13 protein-coding genes and 2 pseudogenes are annotated in these 15,578 nt (G+C 66.0%); 5 read left to right on the top strand and 10 right to left on the bottom strand.

Annotation, left to right across the window (positions count from 1 at the left end; all coding sequences use genetic code 11):
- The first annotated feature begins 247 nt into the window (after window positions 1–247).
- The gene (locus QBL21_RS05560) at window positions 248–1,243 is read left to right on the top strand and encodes a LacI family DNA-binding transcriptional regulator (protein WP_407560858.1); all 996 of its coding nucleotides are present in this window, start codon (window positions 248–250) and stop codon (window positions 1,241–1,243) included.
- A 148-nt stretch (window positions 1,244–1,391) separates the two neighbouring features.
- On the opposite strand, the gene QBL21_RS05555 is transcribed toward QBL21_RS05560, so the two are convergent.
- Both QBL21_RS05555 and QBL21_RS05550 read right to left on the bottom strand, forming a co-directional pair.
- Window positions 1,392–1,589, bottom strand: coding sequence for a hypothetical protein (locus tag QBL21_RS05555; RefSeq protein ID WP_407560857.1), 198 nt, complete (start codon window positions 1,587–1,589; stop codon window positions 1,392–1,394).
- A 58-nt stretch (window positions 1,590–1,647) separates the two neighbouring features.
- Window positions 1,648–1,917 (bottom strand): hypothetical protein, encoded by a 270-nt coding sequence (locus QBL21_RS05550; RefSeq protein ID WP_407560856.1) that lies wholly within the window; start codon window positions 1,915–1,917, stop codon window positions 1,648–1,650.
- 246 nt (window positions 1,918–2,163) lie between these two features.
- Between QBL21_RS05550 and QBL21_RS05545 the strand changes: the two are divergent.
- Window positions 2,164–2,342, top strand: a pseudogene (locus tag QBL21_RS05545) (transposase); the annotation flags it as partial.
- Between the two features lie 50 nt (window positions 2,343–2,392).
- On the opposite strand, the gene QBL21_RS05540 reads toward QBL21_RS05545, so the two are convergent.
- Window positions 2,393–2,662, bottom strand: coding sequence for a hypothetical protein (locus tag QBL21_RS05540; protein WP_407560855.1), 270 nt, complete (start codon window positions 2,660–2,662; stop codon window positions 2,393–2,395).
- The gene (locus QBL21_RS05535; RefSeq protein WP_407560854.1) at window positions 2,659–2,946 is read right to left on the bottom strand and encodes a polymorphic toxin type 17 domain-containing protein; all 288 of its coding nucleotides are present in this window, start codon (window positions 2,944–2,946) and stop codon (window positions 2,659–2,661) included. The genes QBL21_RS05540 and QBL21_RS05535 overlap by 4 nt, the downstream gene beginning before the upstream one ends.
- A gap of 458 nt (window positions 2,947–3,404) precedes the next feature.
- Between QBL21_RS05535 and QBL21_RS05530 the strand changes: the two genes are divergently transcribed.
- Window positions 3,405–4,234 (top strand): IS5 family transposase gene (locus QBL21_RS05530; protein ID WP_407560853.1). Its coding sequence is split into 2 segments (ribosomal slippage): window positions 3,405–3,743 and window positions 3,746–4,234, totalling 828 coding nucleotides; the frame shifts between segments, so codons are not numbered across the junction.
- Window positions 4,235–4,255: 21 nt separating this feature from the next.
- On the opposite strand, the gene QBL21_RS05525 is transcribed toward QBL21_RS05530, so the two are convergent.
- From QBL21_RS05525 to QBL21_RS05515, 3 genes are all read right to left on the bottom strand, one after another.
- Window positions 4,256–4,552 carry a barstar family protein gene (locus QBL21_RS05525; RefSeq protein ID WP_407560852.1) on the bottom strand — a complete coding sequence of 99 codons (297 nt, stop codon included), beginning with the start codon at window positions 4,550–4,552 and terminating at the stop codon, window positions 4,256–4,258.
- A gap of 803 nt (window positions 4,553–5,355) precedes the next feature.
- Window positions 5,356–5,865, bottom strand: coding sequence for a DUF4265 domain-containing protein (locus QBL21_RS05520; protein ID WP_407566315.1), 510 nt, complete (start codon window positions 5,863–5,865; stop codon window positions 5,356–5,358).
- 7 nt (window positions 5,866–5,872) lie between these two features.
- Entirely contained in the window at window positions 5,873–6,055 is a 183-nt protein-coding gene (locus QBL21_RS05515; protein WP_407566314.1) for an HNH endonuclease, read from the bottom strand.
- On the opposite strand from QBL21_RS05515, the gene QBL21_RS05510 reads away from it, so the two are divergent.
- On the top strand, window positions 5,981–6,409 hold the full coding sequence (locus tag QBL21_RS05510; RefSeq protein ID WP_407560851.1) for a transposase: 429 nt from the start codon (window positions 5,981–5,983) through the stop codon (window positions 6,407–6,409). The genes QBL21_RS05515 and QBL21_RS05510 overlap by 75 nt on opposite strands.
- Window positions 6,410–6,529: 120 nt before the next feature.
- Window positions 6,530–6,928: pseudogene (locus QBL21_RS05505) on the top strand (polymorphic toxin-type HINT domain-containing protein); the annotation flags it as partial.
- 192 nt (window positions 6,929–7,120) lie between these two features.
- Here QBL21_RS05505 and QBL21_RS05500 read toward each other — a convergent pair.
- The 3 genes from QBL21_RS05500 to QBL21_RS05490 all read right to left on the bottom strand — a co-directional run bounded on the left by QBL21_RS05500 (window position 7,121) and on the right by QBL21_RS05490 (window position 15,484).
- A protein-coding gene (locus tag QBL21_RS05500; RefSeq protein WP_407560850.1) for an IS5 family transposase occupies window positions 7,121–7,938 on the bottom strand; the annotation gives its coding sequence in 2 pieces (ribosomal slippage) (window positions 7,121–7,588 and window positions 7,591–7,938; 816 coding nt in all).
- 203 nt (window positions 7,939–8,141) lie between these two features.
- Complete coding sequence (locus QBL21_RS05495) at window positions 8,142–8,597, bottom strand: DUF4304 domain-containing protein (protein ID WP_407560849.1); 456 nt, start codon at window positions 8,595–8,597, stop codon at window positions 8,142–8,144.
- The gene (locus tag QBL21_RS05490) at window positions 8,597–15,484 is read right to left on the bottom strand and encodes a polymorphic toxin-type HINT domain-containing protein (RefSeq protein WP_407560848.1); all 6,888 of its coding nucleotides are present in this window, start codon (window positions 15,482–15,484) and stop codon (window positions 8,597–8,599) included. Before QBL21_RS05490 ends, QBL21_RS05495 begins: the two co-directional genes overlap by 1 nt.
- Window positions 15,485–15,578: the final 94 nt, after the last annotated feature.

The following is a 15,578-nucleotide window of genomic DNA, read 5'->3' as shown; positions in this document are numbered from 1 at the left end:
AGGTCGGCGACGCCCTCGCGGCCGGTGGCGACACTGCCGCCACCGTCGTGCCTCCTCGGCCCGTTCCGTACCCCGGCGTCGCTCTCCGACCTCGGGTGATGGGCTTCGGTGCTAGCGTGGTGCTGCTCGGCAGGTCGATGGCAGGATCGCGGGATCTCCCCGCGCCACCGTCGCGCAGCGGCCTCGACGTGACACAGCGGGGGAGACGACGGTGACCGGGGATTCTCCTTCTCGCCGCCCTCCGACGATGCGGGACGTCGCCGACCATGCGTCGGTCAGCCCCATGACGGTGTCCCGCGTGCTGCACGGCGACCCCGGGGTGAGCAAGGCGACCCGGGAGCGGGTGCTCGCCGCGGTCGACTCCCTCGGCTACCGGCGCAACGAGGTCGCCCGCAACCTCCGGTTGGGGCGAACCAGCGGACTGATCGGCCTCGTTGTCACCAACCTCGCGAATCCCTTCTACTCACAGTTCGCCCTGGGCGTGGAGTCGGGCGTCAGCCGAGTCGGCCTGAAGGTCCTCCTCGCGAACACCGACGAAGACGTCGAACGCGAGCGGCGGCTCGTGGAAGAACTCACCGCCCGCCGGGTCGACGGCATGATCGTCGTCCCGGCCGGCAACGACCACTCCCACCTCGCCGCGCAGCCGGGCTCGGTCCCCATCGTCCTGGGCGCCCGCCCCCCGTCCGGCGTGCCGCTGGACTGCGTACTGGTGGACGACTTCGGCGGCGCACGCGAGGCAACGGCCGGCCTCCTGGCAGCAGGCCACACCCGGCTCGGGTTCCTCGGCCTGCCACCGTCCGTCTGGACCAGCTCCGAACGGTTCCGCGGCTTCTCCGTCGCGCTCGAAGACGCCGGAGTCGCGCTGGACGAACGATACGTACGGCTACGGCAACGCACCATCCCGGCCGCCGAGGCCGCCGCCCGCGAACTGCTCGAACTCCCCCAGCCTCCGACGGCACTCTTCTGCGCCAACAGCCGCAACACACTGGGCGCCTTCCGCGCCACGAGCCGCCTCCGGCACCCCGTCAGCCTGGCGGGCTTCGACGACTTCGAACTGGCCGACGTGCTCGGCGTGCCGCTGATCGTGGCGTACGACCCAAGAGAACTCGGCCGACGAGCCGCGGAACTGCTGCTGCGCCGCCTCAACGAGCCGAATGCCACGCCGGACAACGCCGCGCCGCTACGCATCGTGATCCCCACGCAGGTCGTCCGCTACGGCGACCCCGGCTCAGGTCACAACTGACGGGGCAACGAACCCATCGGTCCTGTGCCCTGCCGGGATTGCGAATCTGCGACCAACGGACGCCGTGTCCGTCGCACAGGTGTGCGAGTGACGTGCTCCGAGTTTCCCGGATCCAGCAGCAATCCAGCACAGGAAAACCGGACCGGATTCAACCATCCGATCGCCCCCCCACCCGGACGAATTCGGATTGCCGGCAGCCCTGTAACCCCACCGACACCGGGAGGGCCGAACAGGTGCGCAATTGCGCGCTGTTCACCGAAGTAACAGCTCTGTCCGCCCGGGTGCGTTTGCGGTGCAGGACCATCAGGCCGGTGTTGATGTAGGCGCCGTCTCCGAGCAAGCTCACGCCTCGCAGTGTGCGGCCAGGCCGGAGTCCCGCCAGGCTCCAAGGATCCCAGAACGGTTCACTTTCGTTCAAGCTCTGGGCCTTGGCAGGACCAACTTCGCGGCAAGCACTGCTTTTCATTCCCACCGAAACGACAGTCGGTGAGGCGGCGCAGTGCGTCTGTGGCGTAGTACTGACGGTCGGTGGTCTGCTCCGCGTCCTGGCCGCTGGTGGTGGTCTGGGAGGTGATATTGCCGGCGTCGTCGCGGGTGTAGCGTACGTCGTCCAGGCGCTGAGGGCCCGTGGTGCGATCGGTGACCTGGCGGGTGAGGTCGCCGGTGTGCTCCATATTCGTGCGTGCGGTACAGCTTGCGGTCGTCGGAGCCGTACTCGGTGCGGACGGGGCGGGCGAAGCTGTCGTAGGAGACGTGGGAGACCAGGGCGACGCCGCGGTCATCACCTCACGAACCGCCCTTTGAGAGCCCCCGTACATCCCCGCTCGGCAGCAATGAAACCAATGGGCTCCGGCCTCCACAGCCACCGTCACGCAAATGCACAGGTCACCGCTGTGTGCAGACCAGCCATGTTCTCTCGTACCCAGCTCCGGCTCGCCCGGCCCCTCGCCGTCGACCTGCGATGGCCCTGGGAGCGAAGGACCGAGCCGAACAAGCTCACCCCTGCACGCGTCCGCCGCGGGTTCCGGAACCTCCACGCGAAAGTGGCCTCGCCGGCGCGTGCACCGCAACCTCCCGACCTGGCCCCCCAACACCGGCACAAGCTGGCACGACTTCAGGATTCCGGGCGACGAAGAACTGGTGCTTTAATTACTCCATCCCCTTTTCGAAATACCTTTCTGCTTGAACCTTGATGGATTCACCGCTGTACACCTCATCTGGATCGATGTAGCGCCCGGTCGACATGAGGACAGATTCGGGGAGCATGGTCGTTTCATCCCCGATGAGGACAGCGTAGGTCGTCTCCCCGGCTCCTTGACTCTTGCCCAAAATCGCCCCTGTGGCGCCAGCAGCTCCGAGTTCTACGGTGTGGCTGGTTACGAGAACGGTGACGATTTCATCGAAATCGAACTCCCTCATCTATGAGTCACCTCTCCAAAGGGATCTACGTTGACGTGCCGATTATCGCGAGAAAGCCAACCGATCTTCGCTCGCCCTTGGCGCGACAACTGAACATCCCACTCGAAAGGATGCCCCTCGGTACGTGATGGGCCCACTGTCCACTCGTTTCCGAATCGATCAACATATCCATCGTTACGACCTCGCGGCAAGGGGTTCGCGGGATTATAGTCCCTCGGAGGAACATATCGAATGCGACCTTGGCTCGGCAGACCGAAATCGTCCCCCGGACCGGCTGCACGCATTCTCGCTTTGACGCTCCAACAGTTGTGAACGAGGACCGGAGTCTCGCCCGCCGGAGAGCTCCAGGCCGACCGTCGTCGCCTTGGTCGCCACCATGCCGTCAGCCGAAGGAGCCAAGTCCGTGTCGACAGGCAACCACTCGCCGCCGACCCGAGCGTGCACCGGCCTTACGTACTCGCGCGCTTCAAGGTTTCCGTCCGGAGTGGCGAACACCTCGCTGCTCTCCCCGCGCAGCGAGGTGACTTCCACCGGCTCGCCTGAGCGCCTCGCCCGGGCCAGAGCCTGTTCCTCCGTGGCGGCCTGCTCCTCGGCCGCTCGCTCTGTCGACGCCTGCGCAGACGATTCCGTGCGTACGTCGTTGGCGGCTGCGGTTGCCTGCACCTGAGGAGCTAGAGCGTGTCTCTTTGATGGGTTGATCCGTTGATCGGATGTGTCTGTCCGGTTAGTGATCACTGATGCGATGTGGGACCGGATCGAGCCGCTGATGCCGGCCGATCCGGTCCGTGGACGACGGTGGGCCCACCACCGCAGGACCCTGGAAGCCATCGCGTGGAAGTACCGCACCTGCTCACCCTGGCGCGACCTGCCAGAAGAGCTTGGATCCTTTCAAACCGCGCACAACCGCTTGATCAGATGGGCCAGGGACGGCACTTGGGTACGGGTCCTGGCGGCGGTCCTTGCCGCGGCGGACGCCGATGATGACCTGGGCTGGACAGTCTCGGTGGACTCCACCGTCTGCCGCGCTCACCAGCATGCGGCCGGAGCCAGGAAAAAGGGGTGCCCGGCCGATCCGAGCCCGAGGACCACGCCCTCGGACGCTCCCGCGGTGGCTTGAGCACAAAGGTCCACCTGGCCAGTGACAGCCGGGCACGGCCTCTGTCCATCCACGTCACCGCGGGCCAGGCCGGTGAGGCGCCGGCTTTCGAGGCGGTCATGGCCGGGATCCGGATCCCGCGGAGCGGACTTGGCAGGCCAAGAACCCGCCCCACGGCCGTCCTTGCGGATCGCGCCTACTCTTCCCGCGCGATCCGTGGGCACCTCCGTCGACGTGGCATCCGTGCGGTCATCCCGCAGCCCGCCGACCAGATCGGCCATCGCCTGCGGCGAGGCCGCGCCGGAGGCCGCCCGCCCGGCTTCGACGCCGAGACATACAAGAAGCGCAATACCGTCGAGCGGTGCATCGCCCGACTCAAGCAGTGGCGCGGCCTCGCCATGCGGACGGACAAGCTCGCCATCACTTACCAGGCCGCACTCCACCTTGCCGCCATCCTCATCTGGACCCGGCGCTGAGCCAAGCGTCCCAAGGGTTCGTCAGGCCAGCTCGTGGACGATAAGTCGGTTCTGTTCTCCGTCAAAGATGCCGGCCAGGACATCGGACTCCTGCCGGTGCCCGTCGAAGAGACCCTGCCGGTCGACGTGCACGATCAGGATGTCGTGGCTGTCGATGACCTCAGAGATGCCCCGGGTCTGGATCGTGTCTGACCACGCGTCCAGGTTCCGGCCGAACCACTCCGGCAGGCCGCACGGCTCGCTCACCGCGTCCCAGAAGTCGTTGAGCGTCTCGATCAGCCGACCGCGCAGGTCAACGATCAGCTCGCTGTCCGTCATCGCAGCAGACTAACCAGCCACACCAGGAGTCACCCACCGGTCAAAGAGACAGGCTCTAGGCCCAGCAGCATGATCACACCGAGGCCGATGGCAGATCCCGCCCGAAATCTTCGCCCACGCGTAGCCAACTTCACGAGCCCCCACCCCTAGAGACACCGAAAGTAACAGCGCTGAAACCTAACGCAACCAACATGCCCGAACTAGAAGGCCATATCTGGCAATTAACATAAGTGTCCTATCAAAAATAAGATCCACATCACGGTTGCCTATGAATCGAGCACAAGTTGCTTACGAGGGAAACGTGTTCAGGCGTCCCGGCTGAGGAACCTCCGCCGCTACCGACCGAGGCGCCACCTGCAACCTGCGCCCTCAGCAGCCCGCCGCCCGCGATCGTCTTCGACACGATGCTGTGGCGCGCGAACATTTCCGAAGGGCCGTCCTCCCATGGCGCCCGGGGATGGGACGCCCCCTGCGCTTTGCCTGACCTTCCCGTCGATCTCCGAACCGGAGTCGTCAGCTATGGAGCGTTCGCCCGCACTACGCGCAGGCGTCCGGCCGCAGTGCGTTCTGCGTGATCATTCGGCGTGGGTTCCAGGAGGCGGGAACGAGATGGCCGTACACGTCGACGGTGGTCTTGGTCGAATTGGGTCGTGTCCCGCGGCCTGGTGTTGGCGATGCCCACCCGGGTTGGCGTCCAGGAACGTGGGCGTGACTCGGCTGTGGCTGGAAAACGGCAGGTAGCCATCCGGATCTTCGCAGGCGCGGACAAACCAGAGACGGCCCTTGCAGCGAGGACCGCAGGCTCAATCCGGTTCTGACTCAGGCAGTCCGAGCCCGTCGCGGTGAGCCCTCGCAAGGGCACTCTCTTCAATTCCGATCTTCCCTTCACTGACAATACGAAGGAGAGCAGTTCTCATGGATGCGTAATCAACATGCGGCGGCACGTCGACTGCCCACAAAGATCCGGTTGCATCAATCTCCCAGGAACAGTCAAAGGCGCGGAGCATGGTGTCGACTTCCCCTCCCATGCCGTCACCTTTGATGATGACGCGGACCGCCGAATGACCGGACTCAGAAACGAACTCCTCGAACACCAACTCCCTGCGCTCATGGTCAGCCCTGACCCGCACGATGTCCCCGAAGGCAACACCCTTCACGTAGAAGGGGGTGTTCCGAACCTGAACCTCCATCCTTACGGAAGTCTTCCCGGCCCAGAGCCGCTCCGCAGACGCACGCGCCCAATGGGCTGTCTTTTCAGGGAGGTCGAAGGCCACCTTGTACAGCCTCTCACGCTTATCGTCCGGAGTGGACATTCCGGCACTAATCATCGAGGAATCCTCTGAGCTCATCGTCCCGATCCTCCAGAGGCTTCGTGGACTTATCCCTGTTACATCGACGGCAGGCCACAGCACCATTATGGTCGCCGCCATGACCGCCACTTGCCTTCGGCTCTACGTGGTCGACCGCGACAAGAAGGACAGCAAGCTCTACGTGCTTTCCGATGCTCAGTGCTTACCCCTCGCCCTCGGCGTCTCCGGTGCGAACGTCCACGACAGCCAGGCACTGCTTCCGCTGGTCCTCGGCATACCGGGCTTCCGATCCCGGTGCTGTCCTCGCAGACGCCGCCCTGGCAGGCTCCGCGCCGACAAGGCGTACCACTGCGCTGAGAGGCTGAAGTGGCTGCGCGAGCGGGGCATCGTTCCGCGCATCGCCCGGCCCGGCGTCGAGTCCAGCGAGCGTCTCGGCCGACACCGATGGAAGATCGAACGGTCGATCGCCTGGCTCTTCGGCTACCGCCGGCTCCCGCATGGGTTGCAGGTACCTCCAGGACGCGGCACTATCCGGGTCGAGCGATAGACGGTAGGTCGCCGGCATGCGCCTGCCTGCTGCCCAGGAACTGGAGTTCCGCTACGCGCAGTACGCCACGGATGAACGACAAGATGCGCGCCTGGGCGAACTCGATGTGCGCCGGCCACGATACGGAGAACTTGGTCAAGGGCTTCTGCTCGGCGGCTCCTCCAGGGCACTCGGGTACGGCTGGCTTACGGTAGCTTCAAGATCATCGAGGATCTCAAGATCGGCGACAAGATCGTCGTCACCGATCCTCAGACGGGCAAGACCACGATTCGCGAGATTGTGGCCACGATCACCACGGAAGACGACAAGGAATTCGTCGACCTCACCATCAAAGCCGACGGCAGCACCACCACCCGGACGTCCACCACCACACACCCGTTCTGGGTACGGGAGAAGAACGACTGGGTTAACGCCGGCGAGCTTACTCCCGGCCAGAACCTCCGCACACCCGACGGCACCACCGCCACCATTCAGGACGTCCGCCACTACACCAAGCGCCACCGCACCCACGACCTCACTATCAACGACATCCACACGTATTATGTGCAGGCGAGTGAGGCGCCGGTTCTGGTCCGTAACTGCAACAGGGCTGGTTTGGATTTCACCGGTGCTGAGAGGGAGAAGGTCTACGACACCAACGCGGCGAGGAAGGGCGGAGAGTATAAGAGCTTGTCTCATGTGGCGAGTTTCGTGAGCTTCTTAGACAATGTCTCACGTGGTGAGTTTCGCGAGCTTCTTGTAGCAGGTCAGGGTTGCCGCGAGCCCGAGGAAGGCCAGGAAGTGGCTGCCTTCGCGCTCGTACCGGACGGTCAGGCGGCGGTAGCCGAAGAGCCAGGAGATTGACCGTTCGATCTTCCAGCGGTGTCGGCCAAGGCGCTCGCCGGACTCGACGCCGGGCCGGGCGATACGCGGAACGATGCCCCGCTCACGCAGCCACTTCAGCCTCTCAGCGGAGTAGTACGCCTTGTCGGCACGGAGTATGCCGGGGCGGCGTCTGCGGGGACCGCGCCGGGACCGGATGGCGGGTATGCCGGCGACCAGCGGCAGCAGCGCCTGGCTGTCGTGGACATTGGCGCCGGAGACGCCGAGGGCCATGGGTAAGCCCTGTGCGTCGGACAGGACGTGGAGTTTGCTGCCTTTCTTACCGCGGTCGACCGGATTGCGCCCGGTCAGCGATCCCCCCTTTTCGCGCGGACGGAGGCCGCATCCACAATCGCCGAGGACCAGTCCACCTCACCACGGGCGCCGAGTTCGTCCAGAACGGTCTGATGCAGGCGACGCCAGAGGCCGGCCTCAGTCCATGCGGCGAACCGGCGGTGTGCAGTCGCCGGCGAGACACCGAACGTCTCCGGCAGATGCCGCCAGGCGCATCCGCTGGTCAGCACGTACACGACGGCAGTGAACACCGCTCGCTCATCAACCGGGGCCGTGCCTCCGCCCTGCGGACGCGACGCAAACGGCGGCAGCAACGGAGCAACGAGGGACCACAGTTCGTCAGGAACCAGCCTCTGCGACAGACCAACACGCATGGCACGGCATCATGCCGCATCAACCCGACACCACATGAGACAACCTCTTATAGCAGGTTAGGGCTGCCGCGAGCCCGAGGAAGGCCAGGAAGTGGCTGACTTTGCGCTCGTATCGGACAGGTCCGCGTCGCTGCTGGGCTGGTTCACCGTGTACCCCCGGGCCTGGATAGCTGGCAGAGACACAAGGACCATAGACGCTGATCTCAAAGCAATTCACCCCTGATTTCACGATGAATGAACACCTGATCGCTTACGCTCGTGCGCAGCAGCGATTTCAGACCCTGAATACTCTCGACCGGATTAACCGCACACGCTACTGGAGTTGCAATCTTCTCGACGAGATCCGCTCGAAGGAAATTCTCCCCACTCGCCTCCACCACTTCACCAGATAGTAGGTCAAGATCTCCACGAGGAATAGAGATGATTGCGTCCGCCCTGAACCTAACGAGACACTTCGACTCCGGGAGCCACCCCGCCTTGACATTGACCGCTGGAGCGAATCCGACATTCACATGGCACGACTCGTCCCAGCGTGACTCCTGGACTCCGACTACGCAGTAGAGATCGCCAGACACTCTGTACCAGTTCGCCGACCTCTTTCGAAACCCTAGCGGCTTGAAGACCTCATCGAGAGCCTCCAGGAGAATCGAGTTAACCATTAGTCAAACCTCTTATACGTATCGAGATGGCCAGTCCAGCTCTGACCGGTCATATCCTCCAGCTCGGCGACGTAAGTTTGCAGCTGTCGCCGCCCCGTCGCCTGGCTGCTCTTCGCGTCCGACTTCAACTCACGCACGACTCGGTTCTTCCAATCGACCGCATCAGGTTGGAGCCCGCTCGGAAGCCTGACTTCGAAGTCGTATCCAGCACCAAGAGCATTTCTGTAGTTCAAGTGTGTCTGGCGCCCACGGGCCGCGTCCGCATTCTCTCCAGATATAAACTGCCCCTTCTCGTTACGGGCGACACCGCATCCGTTGCTGTTGTGAACGAATACCGGCGTAGCCCCCGCCATTACATAGTACGTGTGGATGTCGTTGATGGTGAGGTCGTGGGTGCGTTGACGCTTGGTGTAGTGGCGGACGTCCTGGATGGTGGCAGTTGTGCTGTCCGGGGTGCGGAGGTTCTGGCCGGGGGTGAGGTCGCCGGCGTTCACCCAGTCGTTCTTCTCCTGTACCCAGAACGGGTGTGTGGTGGTGGACGTCAGGGTGGTGGTGTTGCCGTCTGCTGTGATGGTGAGGTCGACGAATTCCTTGTCGTCTTCGGTGGTGATCGTGGCGACGATCTCGCGGATCGTGGTCTTGCCTGTATCAGGGTCGGTGACGACGACCTTGTCGCCGATTTCGAGTTTCTCGATCGGCTTGGAGCTGCCGTCGGTCAGTAGCACTCGGGTGCCCGGGACGAAGCTGTGGCACTTCTTCGCCGCTTTGAGGAACTTGATCGGCTTGAGTGCCTTGGCCCAGGGCAGGTCGAGGGCGGCGGAGCCGCAGGCGCTGGTGAGGCCCGGGTTCTTCAGGCATTCCTTCCAGGCGCCGACGTCAGGTGCGACGATCGAAAGCACCAGCTGGTCGAAGAGAGTCGGTTCCCGATCCAGCCAGCCGAGGTCGCCTGCGGCGGCGCAGAAGTCCGCCGCGCTTGAAGCAATCTCTCCCGGTCGGCAGGTGGCTTGGATGTGGTGGTCCAGCCGGTCATCCTCATTGCTGAGCGTCGGGTACATCCGCTCGAGTTCGAGAGCCGAGGGCAGCCGGAAGCCCTCCATCCAGACCACGTTGTCCTTCTGGACGATGTCGATCGTCTGAGCGGGGGTCTGCGACGAGCAGTTGCTGTTGCATGGATGGCTCACGGACGGTCGGCCCATGACCCCGCCGCCCGTCTGGTTCATGCCGTTGCCGCGGCTGCCGTCCGCGCGGGTCTGGCCGCTTCCGCAGCTCACGCCGCTCGGTGATCCTCTGCCGCAGTCGAGGCCCAGGCCGGTGGGGTCCTTGAAGGTGAGGGGGTTCTGGGCGGCGTAGGTGTAGCCGTTCAGGGTTTGGGGTTTGTCGAGTTCGAGGAGTGGGTCGACGCTGATGAAGCGGCCCAGTTTCGGGTCGTATTCGCGGGCGCCCAGGTGTTGCAGGCCCGTGCTGGCGGTGTCGTCGGTGCCGCCGACGAAGCCGCGGGTGCCCGGCCAGGAGGGGGGTTCCGGGCCTCGGGGGGCGCCGAAGGGGAGGCTGCGGCGCTGGTCGAGGGTTTGGGTGGCGGCGTCGATGGCCAGTTGGCCGGTGCCGTTGTGGTCGGCGAGGGTGAACGAGACGCTGCCGTCGTCCTCCTGGACCGCCTGGTGGCCGCCGCCGAGTTCGTAGTAGCGGGTGGCCTTGGCGGCGGCGGCGCCCTTGGGGAGGGTGATCTCGGTGGTGCCGAGATAGAGGGTGGTCTCCGTGGGGGTACGGGCAATGAGGCGGTTGCCGCTCGCGTCGTAGACGTAGTCCGTGACCTTGTCGGCGCTGCCCTCGACCGGCTCCGTGACCTTGGCGAGGTGGCCTTCGGCGTCCCAGGTCAGCGTCTGGGTGTCGCCGCTCAGGTTGCGGGTGGCGGTGTTGCCGGACTCGTCGTAGGTGTAGCTGTCCTGGGCGGTGCCGGTCGGGCCGGTGCTGGTGACGGACGTGAGGGTGTGCGGCCGCGGGCTGCCCGGGGCCGGGTAGGCGTAGGTGCGCTCGGTGTCCTTGGTCGCGTCGCCGCCGATGTCGTGCTGGGTCTCGGTCAGGCGGCTACCCGCCTTGTCGTAGGTGTACGAGTGCCGGTACGGCGCCAGGCCGCCCACTGCCCCGCCCGAGGGCTGGGCGGAGCATTCGGTGTCGCCTTCGGTCCAGGCCGTGGTCAGCCGGCGCGCGAAGTCGTAGTCGAAGCACTGGGTGTCCGTGCCCGACCGGGAGACGTCGGCGACCGACAGCACGTTGCCGGCCGCGTCGTACGTGAACGTGTTGTGCTGGTCGACCCCCGGCACGTCCTGACGTTCGACCCGCGAGGTGGCAAGGCGCTGCGTCCCCCGCTCGAAGGTGTTCGCGACCTCGACGCTCTTGCCGCCGCTGTTCGAGAACTCGTACCACTGCGGCTTGCCGTCGTTGGTGTAGCTGGTCTTCGCCTTCAGCCCCTGGTCACCGCCGAGTTCGATCGGGCGGAGGGTCTCGTCCTCGTACGTGTACCGCACGCTTGAGGACGGCAGCGCCCCGGCCTTCGGGAAGCCGACGGCCTGCACGGTGCCGGAGACGTTGTACGTGGTCCCGGAGAGATACGTCCCGGCCAGCGCCCCCTCCGACGCCGGAATGGTCACGGAGGAGCGCAGCACCCGGTACTGACGGTCGTACGCGACGACCTTGTTCGTGTACGCCTCGCCGTCCACGTAGCGGGTCGACGTGGCCAGATGCCCCTTGGCGCCGCTGACGGTGTCGTATGTCCAGTCGGCACGCAGTGTTCCGGTGGGCGAGGACTCACGCAGCTCGGTACGGCGCCCGATGCCGTCGTAGACGCTGACGAGCTTGGTCCCGCGGGCATCCGTGGTGGACGTGACCTGCCCGCGGTCGTCGTACACGGATGTGGTGGTGCCCTTGTCGGGGTCGTTGGATTCGACCTGGCGTCCGAGTTGGTCGTAGCGGTACGTCCAGGAGTTCCCGGCGGGGTCGGTCACCTTTTCCAGCACGCCGCGCGGCGTGTAGCGGTAGCCGGTCTCGTCGTAGGTCGACTCCGCGCTCCGCGCGTGGTGCTGGCGCACGGCCGTGGTCTGACCCCGTGCGTCGACGAGCGATGTCGTGGTTGTTCCGCCGTCCGGCGGGATCACCGTCGTGCGATCGCCGCGGTACTGGGTGGTGGTGGTCGCCAGGACAGTGCGGCCGGCTCCGCTGCCTGCCACCTGCTCGGTCTGGACATTGCGTCCGAGGCCGTCGTAGGAGTGGTGGTACTGGGTCTCCACAGTGATTGCGTCGTCCGGGGCGAACAGTTCGGGGGACGGCAGCTTGTCCGTGTAGTACGGCTCGAAGGTCTCGGCGACAAGGCCCCGCTCGTCGTAGAAGACGTCGCTCAGAAGCCTGCCCCCGCGAGGGCCAGGCACCTGGGTCTGGCGTTCGCGCAGAAACCCGTCGAAGAAGGTGTACGAGGTGCGCTGGGCGCCCGAGTTGCCGAGGGTCTTGGTGCCGACTGCGACCGGCTTGCCCTCGGTCACCTGGTACGTGAATTCGTAGCTCGGCGTCAGGCCGGTTTGCCGGTCGGCCAGCCACACCTTGGTGGTACGGCCCAGAGCGTCGTACGCCGACGTGGTCGTCTTGCCGTTCACGTCCGCCTGAGTGAGCGGGAGGCCACGCGTCGGGTCGTAGGTGGTGGTGGAGGTCAGTGCCGTGGCGGCGTTGCCGGGGGTTGACGGTGGCGTGGTCTCCTTGACCTGCGTGGCAAACCCGGTTGCCGGGGTGTAGGAGGTAGTGGAACTCCGGCCGTCCGTGCGCGGGTTCCGCGACTGGAGTTGTCCGCTGCCGTTGAAGGTCAGATTCGCGGTGAGATCGGTGCTGGCGAGCTCACGCCCGTAGGTGTCGTATTCGGCGGTGGACTCAAGATAGACGGCCTCGTCGGCGGTACGGGACTTCAGCACGGCCGTGGCGGTGGCATCTCCCTTGCTCGGGACGGACGGCGTGCCGCTGATGGCACTACCGTCGTAGGCGGTGCGGACATCCGTGATGACGTCCTTGGTGCGGTCGACGGGGTCGCCGCACGCCTTGGCGACCGTCTCCACCCTCGAAGGCAGGACGAGGATGTTCTTTTCCTCGTTGGTGGAGTACGTGCTGCGGGTGCACCGGTTGTCGGACGCGGTGGAGTTGTCCGCGAAGTCGTCCACCTCGGTAAGCCGGCCGGCGACCGTATCGTAGGTGTTGGCGGTGGACGTCACGCGCCAGTCGTTACCTGCGCCGTTGTCCAGGGAGGTCCAGGTCTTGGTGTGCGCGGTGCCGGTGAGATTCGCCGTCACCGTGCCCCACGAGCGTTCCTTCTTCGCCGTCTGATGGTGCCAAGGCCGGTTGACGGTCTTGCTCAGCACCTTGCCGCCGGGTCCGGAGAAATCGACAGTCTTGTACGCGAAACCGGCGGCCGACTCATGGTCGGTGAGCGGGTCGCCCTCGCCGCTGCCGAGGCCGACGGACACGCTCTTGCTGCCACCCGCGGGGCTCTCGCGGCCGCCGTGCATTCCGCGCAGGAAGTAGGTGTCGGACTGCGACTTCATCGCCGCGTCACCGCCCTCCCCGCCGGTCTTGACGCGCACCTGGCCGTAGCCTCGCCACTGGGACCAGGTCTTGAACTTCTCCTTCGTCAGCCCGTCGTCATCGTCGTAGTGCCAGGCAGCGCCGCCCAGGTATTCGTAGCGCGTGGCCTTGTCCGAGGCGCCGCCGGTTCGGTCGTGCTCCGTCATCAAGGTGACGACGTACTTGTTGAACCACTGCCGTTCCGGATCGGCGCTGTCACTGCCGCCGATGTACTGCGGGAAGCACCGGGTGGTGTTCGTCTGTGGCGTGGGCAGCGCGTTCCAGTCGCAGGCCGCGCCGGAGTAGTTGGCTGCGATCTGGCCGCCGTACTCGTCGGCGACGCTCGACAGGCGGGCCTTGATGAACGGCGCGTAGCCGTCACCTGTCTTGTCCAGGCGGTTTTCCAACTGGGTGTAGGCGAAGGTGGTTTTCGGCAGGGTGATCGCCGGGGTAGCGGTGTGGCCGGTGCGCTGGATCGAGTCGAGCAGGAGTTGGTAGTCGATGTCGGCCTGGCCCCAGCGGTGTGCCAGCTTCCAGGAGTCGACCGGGCCGTACGTCCCGTCGCTCTTGAGCACCTCGGTGGTCACACCGGTCAGGCGCTTGCGGGTCCAGAAGCTGGGCGAGTACCGGCCCTGGTCGCAGTCGGCTGTCTCCGCGCAGTTGAGGTCCCAGGGGGTGTCGTACCAGTACGCCGAGTCGGTGCCGATCGACTCGCAGGTCGTCTGCGCGTTGGGCAGGCATCGCTCGCCGCTGCTGAAGTCGACTCTGGCCAGGGGCTTCGTGTCGTACACCGAGGAGTGCTTCAGCCCGTACTCGATACGGTCCAGGCTTCCGCCGCGGGTGTAACGGGTGTTGTTCTCCGCCTTCAGGTTGCGGCCGTAGGAGTTCTCCTCCTGGTGGTAGTAGTAGGAGACGGCGTTGCCGTGCGGATCGACGACGTAGTCGAGGTTCCAGCGCCACGCCTGCTGGCACCAGGACGAACCGAACCCGGCGGCGTCGTGGCACGGCTCACCGGAGTCGTCGCCGAACACCGGGACCTTCCAGGCCGAACCCGTGGTCTCCTTGCCGTCCGCCCAACCCGGCAGCCGGTTGTAGCCGAAGTAGTAGCGCACGCCTTGGGGGTCCGTGAGGCGCCAGTACTCGCCGTTGTTGTCCCCGTTGCCACGGTCCGCCGAGGCCAGGCGGGTGACCCGGGTGCCGTCGTCGTCGCGCAGTTTCCACTCGTCGTTGCCGACCGGGACGAGTTCGCCGCCCTTGCCGTTGAAGGAGATGAACGCGTTGTCGTAGCCCCAGCACAGGTCGCCCGGCTTGCTGCCGTCGGAATGCTCGACGCCGTCGTCCGAGCACGGCTTGTACTGGCGCTCGATGTAGCCGGGCCAGAGGTCGAAGCCGTCGCCCAGCCACGAGGACTGGTTGTTGGTCCCGCCGGTACGGCCGTCCACCGAACCCGAGGAGTACGACATCCCCACGCTCGGCTGGAGCCCTCCGGGCACCTCGGGGACCGGAATGCCGTACGACCAGGAGAAGTCCCCGGAGCTGAGGTTCACGTCCCAGGACGACGACGGCGCCAGCGACGTGGCCTTGAAGTCGCCGTTCTCGCTCGCCGCGGCGGCGACGGCGGCCAGCACCGTCGGCTCCTGCGTGTCGAGCCGGACCGATTCGGCGGTGAGCGTCTGCTTCTCCGCATCGTTCACCGTCGGCAGCGGCTCGCCCTCGCGGCACTCGCCCTTCGCGGGGGTGTCCAGCGCGCAGGCCGGCATCTCGACGAGGGTGAGCCGAGAGGCGTAGCTGCCGCCGAATGCCTCGGAGAAGGCGGCGTAGTCCACCGTTGCCCGCACCTCACCCGCCGCCTGCCGCGGTCCGGGTACGGACTCCAGCGCGAACAGCACCCCGTCGACGTCGGCCTTCCGTGCCGCATCACGACCGAGAACCCGTGCGGTCACCTCCCCCCGGGCACCCTTGGCCGCCTCCGCCGCAGCCGCAGGATGCCCGCTGTCCGGGGAAGCCACGTCGAGGGTGAGGGGGAGCGTCGTCGCGCCCGGCGAATCCTCGGTGACGTCTCTGACGCCCGCCGACGTCAGCTCGACGTGAGCCGTCGACGGTTCCGGCCACGCCGTGTCCGGCCTCCGGCGCGGTGTCGTCGGGCCATCCTGCGAGGCGCGCGGCTCGACCTCGGTCATCGACCGGCCCGCGACCGGCTGCTCGGCCCGGGGCACGTCCGGCCCGCCCCTGCCCTCGTCCGCGAAGGCGGTGGTCGCGGTCGTCGCGTCCTGTAGGAGGGTGGCGACCATCAGGGCGGCGGCTCCCCAGGCAACCCGACGGCTCGCCCATCTCGCGCGCTTGCTGACCGTACGATTCATCCCGTCGTCCTCGTCTCCGCTGCCG

Origin of the sequence: Streptomyces sp. 184 (genome assembly GCF_045781775.1) — a bacterium.
Taxonomy (GTDB): Bacteria; Actinomycetota; Actinomycetes; order Streptomycetales; family Streptomycetaceae; genus Streptomyces.
The sequence above is the reverse complement of the archived record's forward strand: the minus strand, read 5'-3'. Positions and strand labels throughout refer to the sequence as shown.

Coding starts and splice junctions, on each gene's coding strand:
- QBL21_RS05550 (WP_407560856.1), bottom strand. CDS start 1,917: ATGGAGCACACCGGCGACCTCACCCGCCAGGTCACCGATCGCACCACG.
- QBL21_RS05520 (WP_407566315.1), bottom strand. CDS start 5,865: ATGTCCACTCCGGACGATAAGCGTGAGAGGCTGTACAAGGTGGCCTTC.
- QBL21_RS05560 (WP_407560858.1), top strand. CDS start 248: ATGCGGGACGTCGCCGACCATGCGTCGGTCAGCCCCATGACGGTGTCC.
- QBL21_RS05535 (WP_407560854.1), bottom strand. CDS start 2,946: ATGCGTGCAGCCGGTCCGGGGGACGATTTCGGTCTGCCGAGCCAAGGT.
- QBL21_RS05540 (WP_407560855.1), bottom strand. CDS start 2,662: ATGAGGGAGTTCGATTTCGATGAAATCGTCACCGTTCTCGTAACCAGC.
- QBL21_RS05510 (WP_407560851.1), top strand. CDS start 5,981: ATGACCGCCACTTGCCTTCGGCTCTACGTGGTCGACCGCGACAAGAAG.
- QBL21_RS05495 (WP_407560849.1), bottom strand. CDS start 8,597: ATGGTTAACTCGATTCTCCTGGAGGCTCTCGATGAGGTCTTCAAGCCG.
- QBL21_RS05490 (WP_407560848.1), bottom strand. CDS start 15,484: ATGGTCGCCACCCTCCTACAGGACGCGACGACCGCGACCACCGCCTTC.
- QBL21_RS05525 (WP_407560852.1), bottom strand. CDS start 4,552: ATGACGGACAGCGAGCTGATCGTTGACCTGCGCGGTCGGCTGATCGAG.